Genomic DNA, 16,516 nt, shown 5'->3' with positions numbered 1-16,516 from the left:
GGCCATGAGACACTCTTCGAAATCCTCCGATCGGTCTGCCCAAGCCCCTAACGTTGATCCTCGTGAAACGACCAGCGCCGAAATCATCGATTTGGCCAGTCGTACACGCTATCCCGCCGTCGCACACAGCCGCGGCAAATCCGATGGACTCGGGCTCGGCGCAGGCATCGCGGTGGTCGCATTGCTAGGTGCTATCACTCTCTGGAGCATGAATTCGGCCCGCATTGCGGAGCCGGAAGGTATTGGAAATCCCGATCTCGAACGTGGCGGGACTGCACCGGCCGCGGTGTCAGAACAGGCCGCTCAGGTTCCGCTACAGCCAGTTCCAGAGCCTGAGGTTGAATCCGGAACAGCACCAGCTCTAGCACCTGCGCCGGGCGCTGGGACTGGTCTTGCGCCTGCGGCCAATCCGTATGCCAGCCCGACCGTGGTTTTCGATGCCAGCGCTAGTCCGGTCCCGCTGACTCAACCAGTCGAAGGTGTTCCTGCTCCGAACGGCTCAGTCGTCGAAGGGGCTGGTAGTGCTGCTGCACAGTTTGCTAGCCGGATTGGCGGCATTGGCGGAGCGCCCGCACAAGCCAGCCCCATGACAAATCCGTCTACGACAGTCACTCAGGGCACCCTCATTCCTGCCATTCTTGAAACTGCGATCGACACAGACGTACCTGGTTATGTGCGTGCAGTTGTAAGTCAGGACGTGCGCAGCTTCGATGGCACTGCGATACTTGTTCCGCGCTCAAGTCGATTGATTGGCCAGTATCAGAGCGGCCTTCAGGGGGGTCAGAAACGGGCCTATGTGATCTGGACTCGTCTGATCCGACCTGATGGAGCTTCGGTTAATCTTGCCTCTCCTGCGATCGGGTTCGATGGCACAACCGGACTAAAGGGCGAAGTCAAATCCAATTTCTTCAAGCGGTTTGGTTCGTCTTTGCTCCTCTCAGTCGTTGGCGGCCTGGGTGCAGTAGCATCGGGAGGGGCTTCGGTCGTGATCGGCGGGGCGGGGCAGTCTGCGGCTGCGGCTGCCGTCCAGCAGGATGGGCAGATTGGTCCAACGGTGCGCGTGCGTATGGGGGAACCGATCCGTGTATTCACCGCGCGCGATCTGGACTTTTCCGCGGTCAGCGGCAGGTAACGGGTCCGCTTTTGGCATGTCAGCAGATATTCAGCCTTTACTAGCAAGCGGCAAAGACCAGCATGCTAACAGCGCATATCTCGATGCTTATCTTGCCCCATTCAGGCAATGGCTGGATCGGGATACGGTTACGGAAATTCTAGTGAATCGGCCAGGTGAAGTATGGGTCGAGGACTCCCGATCAAGCGGTATGCAACGCTTTGCAGCGGAACAGATCAATGATCTCTTGATCCAACGGCTTGCAGAACAAGTCGCTCGGGTAAGCCATCAGGGGATCAACCGGGAGCACCCCTTACTCGGTGCCACTTTACCCGATGGTGCGCGCGTGCAGTTTTGTGGACCACCAGCGACGCGCAAGCATTGGGCAATGGCCATAAGGCGTCACAGGCGGCTGAACTTGAGCCTCGACGCTTATGACGTTGGCCCCTTGAAGAGTTTCTCAGCGTCTGTGGCCGCTGACGCGCAGAACGAACCTGTTCCTTTTCTGCGCGAAGCGATCCGACAGCGCAAGACGATCCTGATATCTGGCGGAACCAGCAGCGGCAAAACCACATTCCTCAACGCCATGCTGCGAGAGATTCCCAAATACCAACGGGTCGTGCTTGTTGAGGATACGCCGGAGCTGAAACTTCCCGGAGAAAACGGGGTGGGCCTGGTCGCAGTCAAAGGAGAGACGGGCGAGGCGAAAGTGTCCGCAGATACGCTCTTGCAGGCTGCGTTGCGGTTGCGTCCAGACCGGATCGTCCTTGGCGAATTGCGAGGGTCCGAGAGCGTGAGTTTCCTGCGTGCAATAAACACAGGTCACCCGGGCAGCTTCTCTACGATCCATGCAAACACCGCACAGGGCGCTCTTGAGCAACTTTCCCTCATGGTTATGCAGACTGGAATTGGCCTGACCCGCCATGACACAATTGCTTATGCGAAAAGCGTGATTGATGTGATCGTGCAGCTGGGACGCGGCGGCGATGGAAACAGAGGAATCTCATCTATTGTCGAAACCAAATCGACCCTTCGTCAGAACCATTATTGAGTGTCTGAACTTTGATGTCAGCTTTCCACCCCACTTTGAGACATTCAGTACCCGCGTGGCAGTCGCTGAAACCGGTCGCGATTGCCTCGCGTCAGGGCATTAGCACCGTGTCCCGCGCCACGCTATCGGTCTCCGGATAATCGAGCGTGTAATGCAGCCCGCGGCTTTCGTGCCGGGCGAGCGCAGACTTCACGATCAGCTCTGCCGCCTGCAGAAGATTACGCAGCTCGATGAGGTCGGTGGTGACGCGGAAGCTGCCGTAATAGTCCTCAACCTCCTGCTTAAGCAGCGCGATCCGGTTCGCGGCACGTTCCAGCCGCTTGGTCGTGCGCACGATGCCGACATAGTTCCACATGAAGCGGCGGATTTCCGTCCAGTTCTGCTTGATGACGACTTCCTCATCGGAATCGGTCACGCGGCTTTCGTCCCATTCGCGGATGGAGGGCACCTCAGGCAGTGCGCCCCAGCTTTCCAAGATGTCTTTCGCCGCTGCTTCGCCAAATACAAAGCATTCCAGCAGAGAATTGGAGGCGAGTCGGTTCGCGCCGTGGAGCCCGCTTTCTGTGCATTCACCCGCCGCCCACAGGCCCGGCAGGTCCGTGCGCGCGTCAAGCCCGATCAGCACGCCGCCGCAGGTATAGTGCTGTGCCGGCACGACCGGGATAGGCTGCTTCGTCATGTCGATGCCGAGCCCGATCAGCTTGTCGTAAATGTTCGGAAAATGCTCTTTCACGAACTCGGGCGGCTGGTGGCTGATGTCGAGATGGACATAGTCGAGGCCATAGCGCTTGATCTGGTCGTCATTCGCGCGCGCCACGATATCGCGCGGGGCAAGCTCCATCCGCTCCGGATCATAATCGGTCATGTAGCGATGGCCGGTTTCCGGATGCAGCAGATGCCCGCCTTCGCCCCGGACGGCCTCTGTGATGAGGAAGTTCTTGACCTCCAGATTGTAAAGGCAGGTCGGATGGAACTGCATCATTTCCATGTTCGCAACGCGCGCGCCCGCACGCCACGCCATCGCGATCCCGTCACCTGTCGCGCCGCGCGGTGCGGTTGAAAACAGGTAGCACCGGCCCGCCCCGCCCGCTGCAAGGATAGTCGCCTTGGCCACATGGCGCTCGACCTGCCCGGTTGCCTCGTTGAGCGCATAAGCGCCCCAAACGCGACCTTCTGCGGAGAACTTTTCTCGGTGCCGCCCGGTGATGAAATCAATGCAAGTGCGCCCCGGCAGCATGGTGATGTTGGGGTTCGCCTCTGCTGCCTTGAGCAGCGCTTCCTGCACCGCCCAGCCGGTCGCATCGTTGACGTGGACGATCCGGCGATGCGAGTGCCCGCCTTCACGCGTCAGGTGGAGATTCTCGCCTTCGGTGTTGAACGGCACTCCCAGCTCAACCAGCCGATCGATCGAAGCGGGCGCGTTCTCGATCACGAACTCGACAGTCTCGCGCCGGTTGAGGCCAGCGCCGGCGACCATGGTGTCGCGCACATGGTTCTCGAAGGTGTCGCCCGCGTCGAGCACCGCGGCAATCCCGCCTTGCGCCCAGGCGGTCGAGCCACCGGTCAATGAGCCCTTGGCGAGAACCAGCACCCGCTTGTGCTCTGCAAGCGCAAGCGCGGCGGTCAGCCCGGCCGCACCGGAACCGATAATCAGGACATCGTGAGTCGTGCCAGTCATGCTTCGCCTCATGGCGGCAGAGCGCCGAAGGAGCAAGCAAAGTGTCGCTCGTCAAGCCTGGGTGATGGGTGTTGCGCGATTGACCGGTGGCCAAATCTTCGCTTTTATTTACAGAGATGTAATTGGACCCGGCTGCGCGAATTGGGTTGCCTTTGCGTAACTGCCAGCATTGCTGCAGGGGGGCAAAATGAAGCTATGGCATAGGATGCGTTGTCGCACCAACTCTCATGCCCCGACTCCGCACCGGATCGGATGGGATGGGGAAACCTATCGCGGGACCTGTCGACATTGCGGAGCAACCATCGTGCGGTTCGATCACGGCAAGTGGCGCGATTCTGCCACAGGCGCACCTTCGGACGAAGGCACAGGCTTCACCTCTGCGTTTGAGCGAACCCGCCGTTCCCGGCGCCGGTCTGATCCCAGTAAATGCCTCAGTGAGACTTCGCCCCATGCACATATCCGCCCCCGCAAGATCCACTTCGAAGACAATGAGGAGGGACACATGTGGGACCCGCCCCGCCCTTCCTTTGGTCACCCCAACGGCGACTCGCCCGACGATACCCGGTCATAGTCGAATTCAAGGCTGCTGAGCGAACCATCGTCCCGCCGTACCTTCACAGAGACGTTCAAACGGTCCGGCCCTAACTGCGTAAAAGTGACAGGGCCGAATTTCCACATTGCCTCGCTGCGTTCCAGCAAGGGAAATTCGAGCGCAGCTTCGCTTTCCTTTGCTTCCCAGCCGGTCAGATCAGCGGTGAAATGCTTCAAGCGCATGGTCAGGCTCTCACCATCTGGCACCACGGTGATAAGCTCGTAGAAACCGATCCCGCCTGTCTCGTCGAGCTGCCAGAAATGGCCCACCATCTGCTTGTCGCCAGCATAGGTAAAGGTCTCGCCCGCCGGATGGCCGCCAATGCCCTTGCCCGCCCAGCTTCCTTCCAGCCAGACCATGTCGGCAAGCGTTGCCGCAGGCCGCTCCTGCTGCACTGCTGCTTCAACCGGTTCGTCCTGAGCAAAAGCTGCGACCGGCGCAAGCGCCATGCCAAGAGCGAGACAAGCAAGCGAAATAGTTGCCTTAAAGCGCATGGCTCAGCTCTCCTTCAGCATCAGGTGCACGTCAGCGATCAGGTCCTCCTCGGCCACCTCTTCCGGGTCCGAGTGATAGAAATGCAGAGGGTTGACCTCGGCCAGCTCAAGGTCAAGCACGATCGCAAGCCGATAGAGATCGTCGAGCGCGTTGTGCACGAAGTCATAATCGCCCTTGTGCCGCAGACGCAGCGCATGACCGCCATCGATGCCGAGCGCTTTCAGATCACCGCGCGGTTCGACGGAAGCAGCGGTGGAGACCGCACAATCGAACCGGCACGCCTGTGCCGGGACATCGCGCGGATCATCATACGGCACGCCGTAGAGCCCGGTTATATCCTCGGGCGCGATCTGCGCCATGACCAGATCGAACAGGTGATGAAAGCCATGGTTGAGATCTTTGTAGTCGCCCACGGCTTCTGCCGCGACCAGCTTGAGCGGATTGAGCTGCGTGATCTCGATCGCAATCACGCCGCCAGCATCGCTCGCCTGCATCACTTGGCGTGCAACTTCGTCAAACAACGCGCTATCTACCCGGAGCTGCGAAGGCGTCGCACCGGTGAGCGCTTTCAGCGCGCGAGCATAAGACTGGCTCGATCCATAAGCGCTTGCCCCTGTTGCGCCCATGATCCCTTGCGGCCCCATAAGCTCAGGCAGGCTACTGCCGATCCGCGCCCGCGTGAGCGTGTGCTGCGGAGTCTCACCTGTCAGCAAGCGATAGGTGCGATGGAAATGGAACTCGGACATCGCTGCTGCCTCCGCCCATGCGCTGAGGTCAGGCCAGTCACCCGATTGTGCCCCGGCTTCGATAGCGCTGAGAGCGTGTCCGATCCGCTGGGTATAATTCGCTGCGACAGTCATGAGCATGACCCTCCCTTTCGATGCTCAAACTTTAGCGAGACCAGTCGCGCCGCGCGTTCCCGATCTTGCTATTTCGCGACGCCCTCAACCTGACCCGGTCAGTTGGACGAATACATCTTCCAGATCGGCCTCGCGCGTCGTCACGTCCTGGACCACGAGGCCCTGATCCTGCAGGATCGCGAGGACCTGTCCTGCTGTTAGTCTGTCCTTGTCATAGGTGACCTCGACCGAGCGCGCGGCAGTCTGTTCAACCTTGGCAAAGGCGTCATGCCGCGGCGGGGTTGCGAGATCCTTGTCCAGCGTGACGGAAACGATTTTCTCGCGCGCCATTTCGATCAGTTCTCTGGTCGGCTTGTTGGCGATGCACTCACCATGATTGATGATCGCTATACGGTCGCAAAGCTGTTCAGCCTCTTCGAGATAGTGCGTCGTCAGGACTACTGTTACGCCGTCATCATTCAATCGCTTGACGAGCTCCCATAGCTGGCGGCGCAGTTCGACATCGACGCCCGCCGTTGGCTCGTCCAGCACCAGGATCGGCGGCGAGTGGACCATCGCCTTAGCGACCAGCAGCCGCCGCTTCATCCCGCCAGAAAGAGTACGCGCATAGGCATCGCGCTTGTCGGACAGGCGAACTGCGGCCAGCAAGTCTTCGCTGCGGCGCAATTGCTTTGCGATACCGTAAAAACCTGCCTGGTTTTCCAGCACTTCATAGGGCGTGAAGAAGGGATCAAAGACGATTTCCTGCGGGACGATCCCTATCGAACGCGAGGCGTTTCGGCGGTGTTCGTCAATGTCGAAGCCCCAGATTTCCGCACTGCCGCCCGTCTTGACAACAAGCCCTGCGAGAATGTTGATGAGCGTCGACTTGCCAGCACCATTGGGGCCCAGCAAGCCGAAAATCTGGCCTTGCGGGACATCGAAACTGACGCCTTTCAAGGCTTCCTTACCTGGCTCGCCCTTAACCCCGGCATAAGTCTTTCTGAGGTCGCGGATCGAAATGGCGGACGGTATGTTCATGGCCCGCGCACTAGGCCTTTCTTCCCTGTCTGCAAAGGGGTGCTAAGCCGTTGCGAATCTCGCTCGACCCGATTATCGCCTCATTGCATGAGCATTGCCCCGCCAGAAGTCATCCATGTTGAAACGCGCCGCGTCAGCTGCGACGGCGCGAGCGACATCCGCAGCGGCAGAAACTATCGGCCATCCGCGCTCGGCCATCCGCGCATCTTTCTCGAGATCGACGAGCATGGCTATGTCGATTGTGGCTATTGCGACCGCCGCTTTGTCCTCAAGGGCGGGCCTGCCGATGGCGTGGATCAGGCAAGCCTTCCCGACATTTCTGAAGGGGCGGATCCCGGATTTCGCTGACCTCCGTTCAAGGGAGACGGCAACCGTCGTCAGGCCGTGTTCAGGCGTGTTGAATATACTGGGTATCTCAACCTAGGAGACTCGCAATGAAACACCGTTTGCATTGGACCGCCGCTGCAATTGCCGCTTGCGCTGCCTTGAGTGCGCCGGCTGCGATAGCTAAGGAAAAGAAAAGCGGCGAGGAAGAGCTCGCGGAATTGCTGGAGGGACGCGAAGCAGGTGAGCCGACCAGCTGTATCAGCGATTTTGGGCCAGGCCGCAATCTCAGGATTATTGACGGCACCGCGCTCGTCTACGGTCGCGGCAAGACGATCTACGTCAACGTCACGCGCAATCCTGACGACATTGACGATGATGATGTCCTCGTCACGCGGCGCTATGGTTCGCAGCTTTGCAGGCTAGACATTGTCACGAAAGTCGATCGCTCGTCCGGTTTCTATGCCGGTAATGTTTTCCTCACTGACTTCGTACCTTACACCCGTGTTGACGAAGAGGAAAAAGAGGCGGCTGAGGGCTGATTTGCGCTTGCAGGTCGGCCTTGAGCAGTGGGAAAAACGTGGAGGTTTTCTGCTGCTTACTCGGCCGGCTTGAGGTTACATTCCTGCGCGTACATCCGATAGCGCGAGAGCACTTCGGTCGTAAGAGGGTCAGCCAGGTCAGCTGGAAGCGGTTCGCGGACCATTCCGCTTCGCGTAAGTATACGCGCTTCGGGACAGGGGCTGTCAAAGGGGCTGGCCACTTTCTGCGATGCGTCAGGCAGTTTCCAGTCACTATGCGCGGCTGCATCGTGTCTGATCTGATCTTCAGCCATTGCCACGAGCGATTCGATCACGCCGTCCTGCGAAAGATCCCCATGCAGGATGAGGTCATGAATATGTTCTGCAGTGCTCAACCTGCGAGCGTCGCAATCAACCGTTTGCGCTTGAACTTCTGAAATGTCTCGGGCGGGCTCCCGCGATGTACCATCCGGAGCGCCGCGGACAGCGTGCAACAGGGCGTATTCTCCTGCATCGAACAGCGGCTTTGTAGTCCAGCCTTGCGATGATCCCTCCGATTGAGCAGAATTGCCAACCGATCGGCCGGCGACCCAGCACGAAGCACACAGGACCAGAATGGCGATGTAGTTTCCGCTAGCTGCCAGCAATTCGAGCATGGCTTCCCCCGTCCTGCGCACAATTCTGCACGCCTGAGAGTTGCATGGTCTAGAGGTGCCAGATCTAGAAACGGGAACTCCTCCCGTCTCATCGGATATAGATCAGGTAGTAAGCCGCATTAATTCGGATCACTACCTAGCCGGGAACCAATTTTCGTTAACGAATTGCTGAACGAATTCAGGCGCGTGCCATGGCATTCATCCGCTCGAGGATGTCCTCCGCCTGCCTCATGATCCGGTCGATAAGCTCCTGGCAGGTCGGGATATCATTGATAAGGCCTGCCACCATGCCGCAGCTCCACGCGCCCGCATCCATATCGCCTTCCATCATGATCCGCGGATAGACGCCTGCGACCTGTTCGATGATATCCTCGAACTTGAGGGCATCGCCCTTTTGCTTCTCGATCCGCAGCAATTCCTCAACCGCGTCATTGGTCATGACCCTCTCCGTGTTCCGTAAGGGACGCATGACCAGCCGGGTGTCAAGCTCGCTCGCCGCAACGATCGCTTTCTTCACGTTTTCATGCACTGGCGCCTCCTTGGTGGCGATGAAGCGCGTCCCCATATTCATGCCCTCAGCGCCCATCGCAAGGCTTGCAACGAGTGAGCGCCCGTCGGCCATCCCGCCAGAGGACACAAATGGAATCTCCAGCTCGTCAGCCGCGCGCGGCAGCAGGATCATGTTCGGAATGTCATCCTCGCCGGGATGCCCGCCGCATTCGAACCCGTCGACACTAACCGCGTCACAGCCGATCGACTGCGCTTTGAGCGCATGGCGCACGCTGGTGCATTTGTGGATTACCTTGATCCCAGCGTCCTTGAAGTAAGGAAGAACTTGCTGCGGGTTATTGCCCGCAGTTTCGACGACCTTCACTCCGCCTTCAATGATCACTTTCACCAGGCCGGGATAATCGGGCGCATTCACAGTCGGCAGAAAGGTGAGGTTCACGCCGAAGGGCTTGTCTGTCATGTCCCTGCAGCGCGCGATCTCGTTCGCGAGCTTTTCCGGCGTGCCTTGCGTCAGACCTGTAATGATGCCGAGGCCGCCTGCGTTAGACACCGCCGAAGCCATTTCCGCAAAGCCGACATAATGCATGCCTCCCTGGATGATGGGGTGCTGGATTCCGAACATTTCAGTGATGGCGGTTTTCATGGATATTTCTCCCATTGGTCGCGTGTTTACGTACAAGACAAGCCGAGATTGCCGATCGTTGCAAGCATGGTCTTGGAGCACCCGCAAAGCCGTAGCGTAAGCTTAACCCTTCGCTGTCCTGCAATCCGCGCGCGCCGGACATTGCGCGCAGTCAGGCCTGCGTGGACGACAGTGAGTCTGCCCAAGCTTCTTCAGGAGCAAATGGTGTTCATCCATGTCCTCAGCCGACCATTCCTGCGGCAGGATCGGCATCAGCGTGTCATAGGTCTTCGCCGTGTCTGCCGTGGCCGGCACGACTCCCATGCGCTGCATGATCCGCCGATGATGGCCGTCGATCACAATGGCCTTGCGGTTGAAGGTGCTTGCATTCATCACACCTGCTGCATTCTTGCGCGCGACACCCGGTAGCGTCTCCAGCCACGCAATGGCATCAGCTGTTTCGAGATTCGACAGCTGCCGCAGGTCGACGCGTCCACGCGCTGCAATGATGGCGTTGAGGCAGTCGCTTAGCCGCTGCGCAGCGACGCGCGGGAATGTCTGTCGCTGGAGCAGAGCTTCAAGCTGTTCGACAGGGACCTTCGCCACCGCCTCCCACGACCCGTATTTTTCCAGCAAGCCATCGGTCGACGCATTCGATGCCGCGGTCTTGGTCTGTGCACCGATCACGCCATGAACCAGCACCCATTCGGGACTACGGCGCTTGTCAGGCGGACGAATGATGCGCCCGAAGGCTGCGATCAGGTCGGTCTGCAAGCGGCGCAGAACATCCGAGCGCGGATCTGTGCCGAGCGGAAGTTGCACGTCTGGCGTTCACTCCCACTCGATCGTTCCCGGCGGCTTCGAGGTGTAGTCGTAAACCACGCGGTTGATCCCTTGCACTTCGTTGACAATGCGCGTTGCGCAGCCGGTGAGAAAATGCGCATCGAAAGGATAGACGTCAGCGGTCATCCCGTCGGTGCTTGTCACCGCGCGAAGGCCGCAGACGCTGTCGTAGGTGCGATAGTCGCCCATTACGCCCACGGTCCGGACCGGCAGGAGCACGGCGAAGGCCTGCCAGATCGCGTCATACAATCCAGCCTTGCGGATCTCGTCCAAATAGATTGCATCCGCCTTGCGCAGGATGTCGCAGCGTTCCTTCGTGACTTCGCCGGGAATGCGGATCGCAAGGCCAGGTCCGGGGAACGGATGGCGTCCGACGAACATGTCGGGCAGGCCAAGCTCGCGGCCCAGCTCGCGCACTTCGTCCTTGAACAGTTCGCGTAAAGGCTCAACCAGCTCCATGTTCATGCGTTCTGGCAGCCCGCCGACATTGTGATGGCTCTTGATCGTCACCGATGGCCCACCGGTAAAGCTGACGCTTTCAATCACATCGGGATAGAGCGTGCCTTGCGCGAGGAAATCCGCGCCGCCAACCTTCTTCGCTTCCGCTTCGAAGACGTCGATGAAGGTCTTGCCGATGAACTTGCGCTTGGCTTCGGGGTCGGTGACGCCGGCGAGACCTTCCATGAACATCTGCTCTGCGTCCACTACGACCAACGGGATATTGTAGTGGTCGCGGAACATGGTCTCGACCTGTTCGCGTTCATTGAGACGCAGCAGGCCGTGATCGACGAACACACACGTGAGCTGATCGCCGATCGCTTCGTGGATCAGGATAGCCGCAACTGAACTGTCGACACCGCCTGAAAGGCCGCAAATGACCTTTCCGTCGCCGACCTGCTCGCGGATTTCACGGATCTTTGTCTCGCGATAGGCCGCCATTGTCCAGTCGCCTTTGAGGCCGCAGACATGCAGAACGAAATTGGCGAGCAGCTTGCCGCCATCCGGAGTGTGGACGACCTCTGGGTGGAACTGCGTACCGTAGAATTTGCGTTCCTCGTCCGCAATCACGGCGAACGGCGCACCGTCGCTGATCGCGACAATCTCGAAACCCGGTGCAAACTGAGTGACCTTATCGCCGTGGCTCATCCAGACCTGATGCCGCTCGCCTTCCTTCCAAAGGCCATCGAACAGCGCGCAGGATTTCGTGACCGTGAGGTAAGCGCGGCCGAATTCGCCGCCTTCGCCGGTTTCATGGCCCGGGCGCACTTCCCCGCCAAGCTGGTGCGACATGACTTGCTGGCCGTAACAGATGCCGAGGATCGGGACGCCCGCCTCGAACAGAATGTCCGGCGCGCGCGGCGATCCTTCGTCTGGTACGCTGGCGGGCGAACCGGACAGAATGATGCCCTTCGGCTTCAGTCGGTGGAAGGCTTCCTCTGCAAGACTGAAAGGCGCGATTTCCGAATAGACACCGGCTTCGCGCACTCGCCGCGCGATGAGCTGCGTGACCTGGCTGCCAAAATCGACGATGAGGATGGAATCGGGCCGGGAATCGGGAAGGTAAGGGTCGTCCATGACGCACTCCTTTGGCGAGGCTGTTCGCCCGTGTCCAGCAGGCGGGGCGGGGCTTTACGCAATTGCGGCGCTTTTTATACCAGCTGGCACCTGCTCAAGCCGAGCAGGCCTTCCTCAGGTCCCCCGGCATCCAGCACCAATGTTGCAAAAAGCGCAAATATGCTCCCGGTAATCGCATTTGAATGGAGCGAAACCGATCACTATTTCGCCACCGTCGGCAAGAGATCAGGCCCCTCTCCCCCTCGATCTCTGGCTACAAGAAGGGTCCGCCGCGCAAGCGAAACGCTTTGAGGTCTTACCCTTCGCGCCTTATTTGCTGCGGACTCCCCCTCCCGTCCGCGCCCGCGAGCGAGGCATCGAATAAGACGCGGTCATCCCGCATGTCCCCCCCTCCGCAGTGGATGGCCGCGTCTTGTTCTCGTTCGAATTCTGGCCCGATTTCAGGTAGACTTGTCAGCCCGCGCGCGCAGTTCGCTCTTGAGCAGCTTGCCGATATGGCTGCGCGGCATTTCTGAAATGGCGTGAAGGGCGGAAAGGCGCTGGGTCTTGCCAAGCCGGGCATTCACTGCCGCCATCACAGCATCCGCATCACTGCCCGCATTCAAGGTGACAAAACCCACCGGTGTCTCGCCCCAGCGCCTTGAAGGCACACCAATAACGGCCGCCTCCTTGACGCCATCTTCCTTGAGAAGCTCATTCTCCAGATCGACCGGGTAGATATTGAAGCCGCCGGAGATAATCATGTCCTTGGCGCGGCCAACCAGCTCGAGAAAGCCGTCCTGATCGACCCGTCCAATATCGCCCATCCGTTGCCAGACTTCGCCCGTGTCGGGATCTTTCCAGTAACCCTCACGGGTTTTGTCCGGCTGGTTCTGGTATCCGCTCATCATGGTTTGCGAGCGGCCAACGAGATTGCCCGGAGTGCCCGGCGGTACTTCGCGATCCTCGTCGTCCAGCACCTTGAGCTCGCTGCCAGGCGCTGGCCGCCCAACCGTGTGCAACTTGTCCGTAAATTCATGGCACGCCAGCAGACAAACGACACCCCCTTCTGTCATCGAGTAGATCTCGATCAGCGCGCCTGGCATCCGGCGGAGCACCTCGGCCTTGAGCTCAGCGGCAAAAGGCGCGGACGTGCAGTATTTGATCCTCAGTGAGGAGAGGTCATGATCGTCAAAGCCGGGATGATCCATCAGCCGCTGATACTGGACGGGCACCAGCATGGTCGTTGTGATCGCGTGACGCTCGGCTTGCTCGAGCCAGCGTGCGCAATCGAACTTGCCCATGATGGTGACCGCACCCCCGGCCAGCAGCACCGGCAGGAACGCAACCATCGTCGTGTTGGAATAAAGCGGCGTTGAAGCAAGGCTGCGGACCTCCAGCCCCGCCTCGAGATAGCTTGCCGCAGTGCTTGCAAATTGCCGCCAGCGCATGAGGTGTGAATGCACGATGCCCTTGGGCACACCCGTGGTTCCACTGGAATAGATGATGTTGAACGGATCGCCCTTGGCCGGTTCGAATGACAGCGCACATGTGCCTTCCGCCGCCATCCATTGCCCCACATCTTCGAACGCGATGTGTTCGAGTTCGGGCAGGAAATCATCGCCGAGTTCTGCCCGCTTGGCCGCATCGATGAACAAGTGGCGAGCGCCAGAATCGCGTGCCATGCCTTCAAGCTGATCCCGGCTGGCGCTGGTGGTCAGCGGTGCGGCCACCCCTCCAGCCCGAACCGCACCCAGGAAAGCCAGCGCGTAGGCAATGCAGCTTGTACCCAGAATCGCAACCGATTGGCCGCGTTCGAGGCCGGAATGCTGCAACTGCGCCGCGATCCGTTCAACGCAATCATTGAGCTCCGCCCAAGTGATCTCACCCTCATCATCGCGCAACGCGATCTTTCCGGGCTTAAGCTCCGCCCAGTGAGCCAACACTCTGCAATAGCTGCCAAACTCGCTCTTTACCGAAAGCAGAATTTCGCCGTTTTCCATGCGCTGCACTCTAGGGCGAAGTCCCCGCGCGGCAAGCCCTCAAGAGCACACGTCTGACGTTCGTGGAAAACATGGTCCAAAGCGGCCACAAAGCTTGGGATTTGGCACCTCAGAGCCTATATGATCGCTATGAGCGAACAGACTCCCGAAACCAGTGGAAACGCCCCCAAGAAGGGCGAATATGGCGCAGATTCCATCAAGGTTCTCAAAGGCCTTGATGCCGTACGCAAACGCCCCGGCATGTATATCGGCGACACCGATGATGGCTCCGGCCTGCACCACATGGTGTTCGAAGTGTCCGACAACGCGATCGATGAAGCGCTGGCCGGGCATTGCGACCTGGTCCTGATCGAATTGAACCCCGACGGCTCGGTCTCGGTCGAAGACAATGGCCGCGGCATTCCGGTCGACATGCACAAGGGAGAAGGCGTTTCTGCAGCGGAGGTCATCATGACTCAGCTGCACGCAGGGGGGAAGTTCGAAAACACCAGCGATGACAATGCCTATAAAGTGTCCGGCGGCCTCCACGGCGTTGGCGTCTCGGTGGTGAACGCGCTTTCTGAATGGCTTGAACTTGTTATCTGGCGCGATGGTAAAGAGCATTGGATGCGCTTCGAGCATGGCGACGCCGTCAACAGTCTGGAAATCAGAGGCGACGCGCCGCCGGTTGACAGCAATGGCGATGAGAATGGCCTGAAGAAGGGCACACGCGTCACTTTCCAGGCGAGCCACGAGACCTTCAAGAACGTCACCGACTTCGATTTCGAAAAGCTGGAGCACCGCTATCGCGAGCTTGCCTTCCTCAATTCAGGCGTCCGCATCAAGCTGCGCGACAAGCGCCACGAGGACCCGCTCGAGCATGATCTTTTCTACGAGGGCGGGATTGCCGCCTTCGTCAAATATCTTGACCGGAACAAACAGCCCCTGGTGGCTGAGCCGATTGCCGTATCCGCTGACAAGGACGGGATCGGGATTGATGTCGCGCTGCAATGGAACGACAGCTATTACGAAAACGTCCTGACCTTCACCAACAATATCCCGCAGCGCGATGGCGGGACACACCTCGCTGCCTTCCGCGCCGCGCTGACCCGCACGCTCAACAATTACGCGGCTGCGGCCGGCCTCCTCAAGAAAGAGAAGGTCTCGCTGACGGGCGAGGACATGCGCGAAGGCCTGACCGCGATTGTCAGCGTAAAACTGCCCGATCCCAAGTTCTCCAGCCAGACCAAGGACAAGCTGGTCAGCTCCGAAGTCCGCCAGCCGCTCGAAAGCCTGATGGGCGAGAAGATGACGGAATGGCTTGAGGAAAATCCGGGCGATGCCAAGCAGATTATCCAGAAGATCATCGATGCCGCCGCCGCCCGCGAAGCGGCTCGGCGCGCGCGCGAGATGAGCCGCAAGGGCGCCATGAGCGTTGCCTCGCTGCCAGGTAAACTTGCCGACTGTCAGGAACGCGATGCATCCAAGGCTGAACTGTTCCTGGTCGAAGGCGATTCGGCAGGCGGCTCCGCCAAGCAGGGGCGCGACCGCAAGATACAGGCGATCCTGCCCCTGAAGGGCAAGATCCTCAATGTCGAGCGTGCGCGGTTCGACCGGATTATTTCGTCAAAGGAAGTCGGCACGCTGATCCAGGCGATGGGCACAGGCATCCGCGACGAATTCGACCTGAACAAGCTGCGCTATCACAAGATCGTGATCATGACGGACGCCGATGTCGATGGCGCGCATATCCGAACGCTGCTGCTGACTTTCTTCCATCGCCAGATGCCTGAAATCGTCAAGGCAGGGCACCTCTTCATCGCCCAGCCGCCGCTTTACAAGGTCGCCAAGGGCCGCAGCGAAGTGTACCTCAAGGACCAGGGGGCGCTGGACCGCTATCTGGTCGATGCAGGGCTGAGCGGACGCATTCTCGAAACCAGCGAGGGCGCGCGCAGCGGTGAAGATCTGCGCGCACTGGTGGATCATGCCTTGCGGCTGCGCAATCTGCTGGGGTTTGTCCCGCGCCGTTACGATACGGCGGTGATCGAGCAGATGGCACTTTCCGGGGCACTTGATCCTTCGCTTGAGCGCGCGACGCGAAAGCAGGCCCTGGTGCTGGCTGCCCAACGTCTGCAAATGGGCGACCCTGAGGCCAAATGGACCGCTGAGATGAACGAGGAGGGAGGCGTCATCTTCAAGCGCTTGTGGCGCGGCGTCACTGATGCGCATGTCATTGAGCCGCGCTTTCTTGTTAGTACAGAAGCGCACAAGCTGCATGGCCTCGCGGGCCAGCAGGCCGAGGCTTACGTTCGGCCCGCCCGGCTGGTCAAGGGCTCCGAGGCGGAGCCGGATACGGTGCCAGACGAGGATGTCGAAGGTGACGATGCCCCATTGGCTGCAGGCGATGGCAGCATAACGCGCCCCACCCAGCTGCTCGATGCAGTGCTGGCGGCGGGTCGCAAGGGTCTCTCGATCGCGCGCTACAAGGGCCTGGGCGAAATGAATGCGGAACAGTTGTGGGAAACCACGCTCGATCCTGACAACCGGGTGCTCCTGCAGGTCAAGGTGGAAGATGCGGACGTGACGGACGAGATCTTCACCCGCCTGATGGGCGATGTGGTGGAGCCTCGGCGCGAATTCATCCAGGACAATGCCTTGAATGTCGCAAACCTGGACGTTTGATCGCGCGGCCATGCG

General features: G+C 59.7%; 14 protein-coding genes. 5 read left to right on the top strand and 9 right to left on the bottom strand.

What is annotated here, in order from left to right:
* Positions 1-4: 4 nt before the first annotated feature.
* Together ACG9DO_RS04170 and virB11 are read left to right on the top strand one after the other, a co-directional pair.
* Complete coding sequence (locus ACG9DO_RS04170; RefSeq protein ID WP_394730469.1) at positions 5-1,132, top strand: TrbI/VirB10 family protein; 1,128 nt, start codon at positions 5-7, stop codon at positions 1,130-1,132.
* A gap of 16 nt (positions 1,133-1,148) precedes the next feature.
* Positions 1,149-2,162, top strand: coding sequence for a P-type DNA transfer ATPase VirB11 (gene virB11, locus ACG9DO_RS04165; RefSeq protein WP_394730468.1), 1,014 nt, complete (start codon positions 1,149-1,151; stop codon positions 2,160-2,162).
* Positions 2,163-2,253: 91 nt separating this feature from the next.
* Here the strand turns inward: virB11 and nadB are convergent, their stop codons facing one another.
* The 4 genes from nadB to ACG9DO_RS04145 form a co-directional block, all read right to left on the bottom strand.
* Complete coding sequence (gene nadB / locus ACG9DO_RS04160; RefSeq protein ID WP_394730467.1) at positions 2,254-3,840, bottom strand: L-aspartate oxidase; 1,587 nt, start codon at positions 3,838-3,840, stop codon at positions 2,254-2,256.
* A gap of 531 nt (positions 3,841-4,371) precedes the next feature.
* Entirely contained in the window at positions 4,372-4,926 is a 555-nt protein-coding gene (locus tag ACG9DO_RS04155; protein ID WP_394730466.1) for a DUF6265 family protein, read from the bottom strand.
* A 3-nt stretch (positions 4,927-4,929) separates the two neighbouring features.
* Positions 4,930-5,787 (bottom strand): GyrI-like domain-containing protein, encoded by an 858-nt coding sequence (locus ACG9DO_RS04150; protein ID WP_394730465.1) that lies wholly within the window; start codon positions 5,785-5,787, stop codon positions 4,930-4,932.
* 84 nt (positions 5,788-5,871) lie between these two features.
* Positions 5,872-6,807, bottom strand: coding sequence for an ABC transporter ATP-binding protein (locus ACG9DO_RS04145; RefSeq protein ID WP_394730464.1), 936 nt, complete (start codon positions 6,805-6,807; stop codon positions 5,872-5,874).
* An 87-nt stretch (positions 6,808-6,894) separates the two neighbouring features.
* Here ACG9DO_RS04145 and ACG9DO_RS04140 point away from each other — a divergent pair, with 87 nt between their 5' ends.
* Both ACG9DO_RS04140 and ACG9DO_RS04135 read left to right on the top strand, forming a co-directional pair.
* Complete coding sequence (locus ACG9DO_RS04140) at positions 6,895-7,155, top strand: zinc-finger domain-containing protein (protein WP_394730463.1); 261 nt, start codon at positions 6,895-6,897, stop codon at positions 7,153-7,155.
* A gap of 86 nt (positions 7,156-7,241) precedes the next feature.
* Complete coding sequence (locus ACG9DO_RS04135) at positions 7,242-7,673, top strand: hypothetical protein (RefSeq protein WP_394730462.1); 432 nt, start codon at positions 7,242-7,244, stop codon at positions 7,671-7,673.
* Between the two features lie 56 nt (positions 7,674-7,729).
* Here the strand turns inward: ACG9DO_RS04135 and ACG9DO_RS04130 are convergent, their stop codons facing one another.
* The 5 genes from ACG9DO_RS04130 to ACG9DO_RS04110 form a co-directional block, all read right to left on the bottom strand.
* A complete protein-coding gene (locus ACG9DO_RS04130) occupies positions 7,730-8,308 on the bottom strand; it encodes a hypothetical protein (protein WP_394730461.1) in 579 nt (192 codons plus the stop codon).
* Between the two features lie 178 nt (positions 8,309-8,486).
* Positions 8,487-9,461 (bottom strand): NAD(P)H-dependent flavin oxidoreductase, encoded by a 975-nt coding sequence (locus ACG9DO_RS04125; RefSeq protein WP_394730460.1) that lies wholly within the window; start codon positions 9,459-9,461, stop codon positions 8,487-8,489.
* A 102-nt stretch (positions 9,462-9,563) separates the two neighbouring features.
* The gene (nth, locus tag ACG9DO_RS04120; protein WP_394730459.1) at positions 9,564-10,262 is read right to left on the bottom strand and encodes an endonuclease III domain-containing protein; all 699 of its coding nucleotides are present in this window, start codon (positions 10,260-10,262) and stop codon (positions 9,564-9,566) included.
* A 9-nt stretch (positions 10,263-10,271) separates the two neighbouring features.
* On the bottom strand, positions 10,272-11,858 hold the full coding sequence (guaA, locus tag ACG9DO_RS04115) for a glutamine-hydrolyzing GMP synthase (protein ID WP_394730458.1): 1,587 nt from the start codon (positions 11,856-11,858) through the stop codon (positions 10,272-10,274).
* A 440-nt stretch (positions 11,859-12,298) separates the two neighbouring features.
* A complete protein-coding gene (locus tag ACG9DO_RS04110) occupies positions 12,299-13,840 on the bottom strand; it encodes a class I adenylate-forming enzyme family protein (protein WP_394730457.1) in 1,542 nt (513 codons plus the stop codon).
* 129 nt (positions 13,841-13,969) lie between these two features.
* On the opposite strand from ACG9DO_RS04110, the gene gyrB reads away from it, so the two are divergent.
* Entirely contained in the window at positions 13,970-16,501 is a 2,532-nt protein-coding gene (gene gyrB / locus ACG9DO_RS04105) for a DNA topoisomerase (ATP-hydrolyzing) subunit B (protein ID WP_394730456.1), read from the top strand.
* Positions 16,502-16,516 lie beyond the last annotated feature (15 nt).

It is taken from the genome of Altererythrobacter sp. GH1-8, from assembly GCF_043702085.1.
In the GTDB taxonomy this organism is placed as follows: domain Bacteria; phylum Pseudomonadota; class Alphaproteobacteria; order Sphingomonadales; family Sphingomonadaceae; genus Erythrobacter.
Note: the sequence above shows the minus strand (reverse complement) of the source record. Positions and strands in the feature narration are given on the sequence as shown.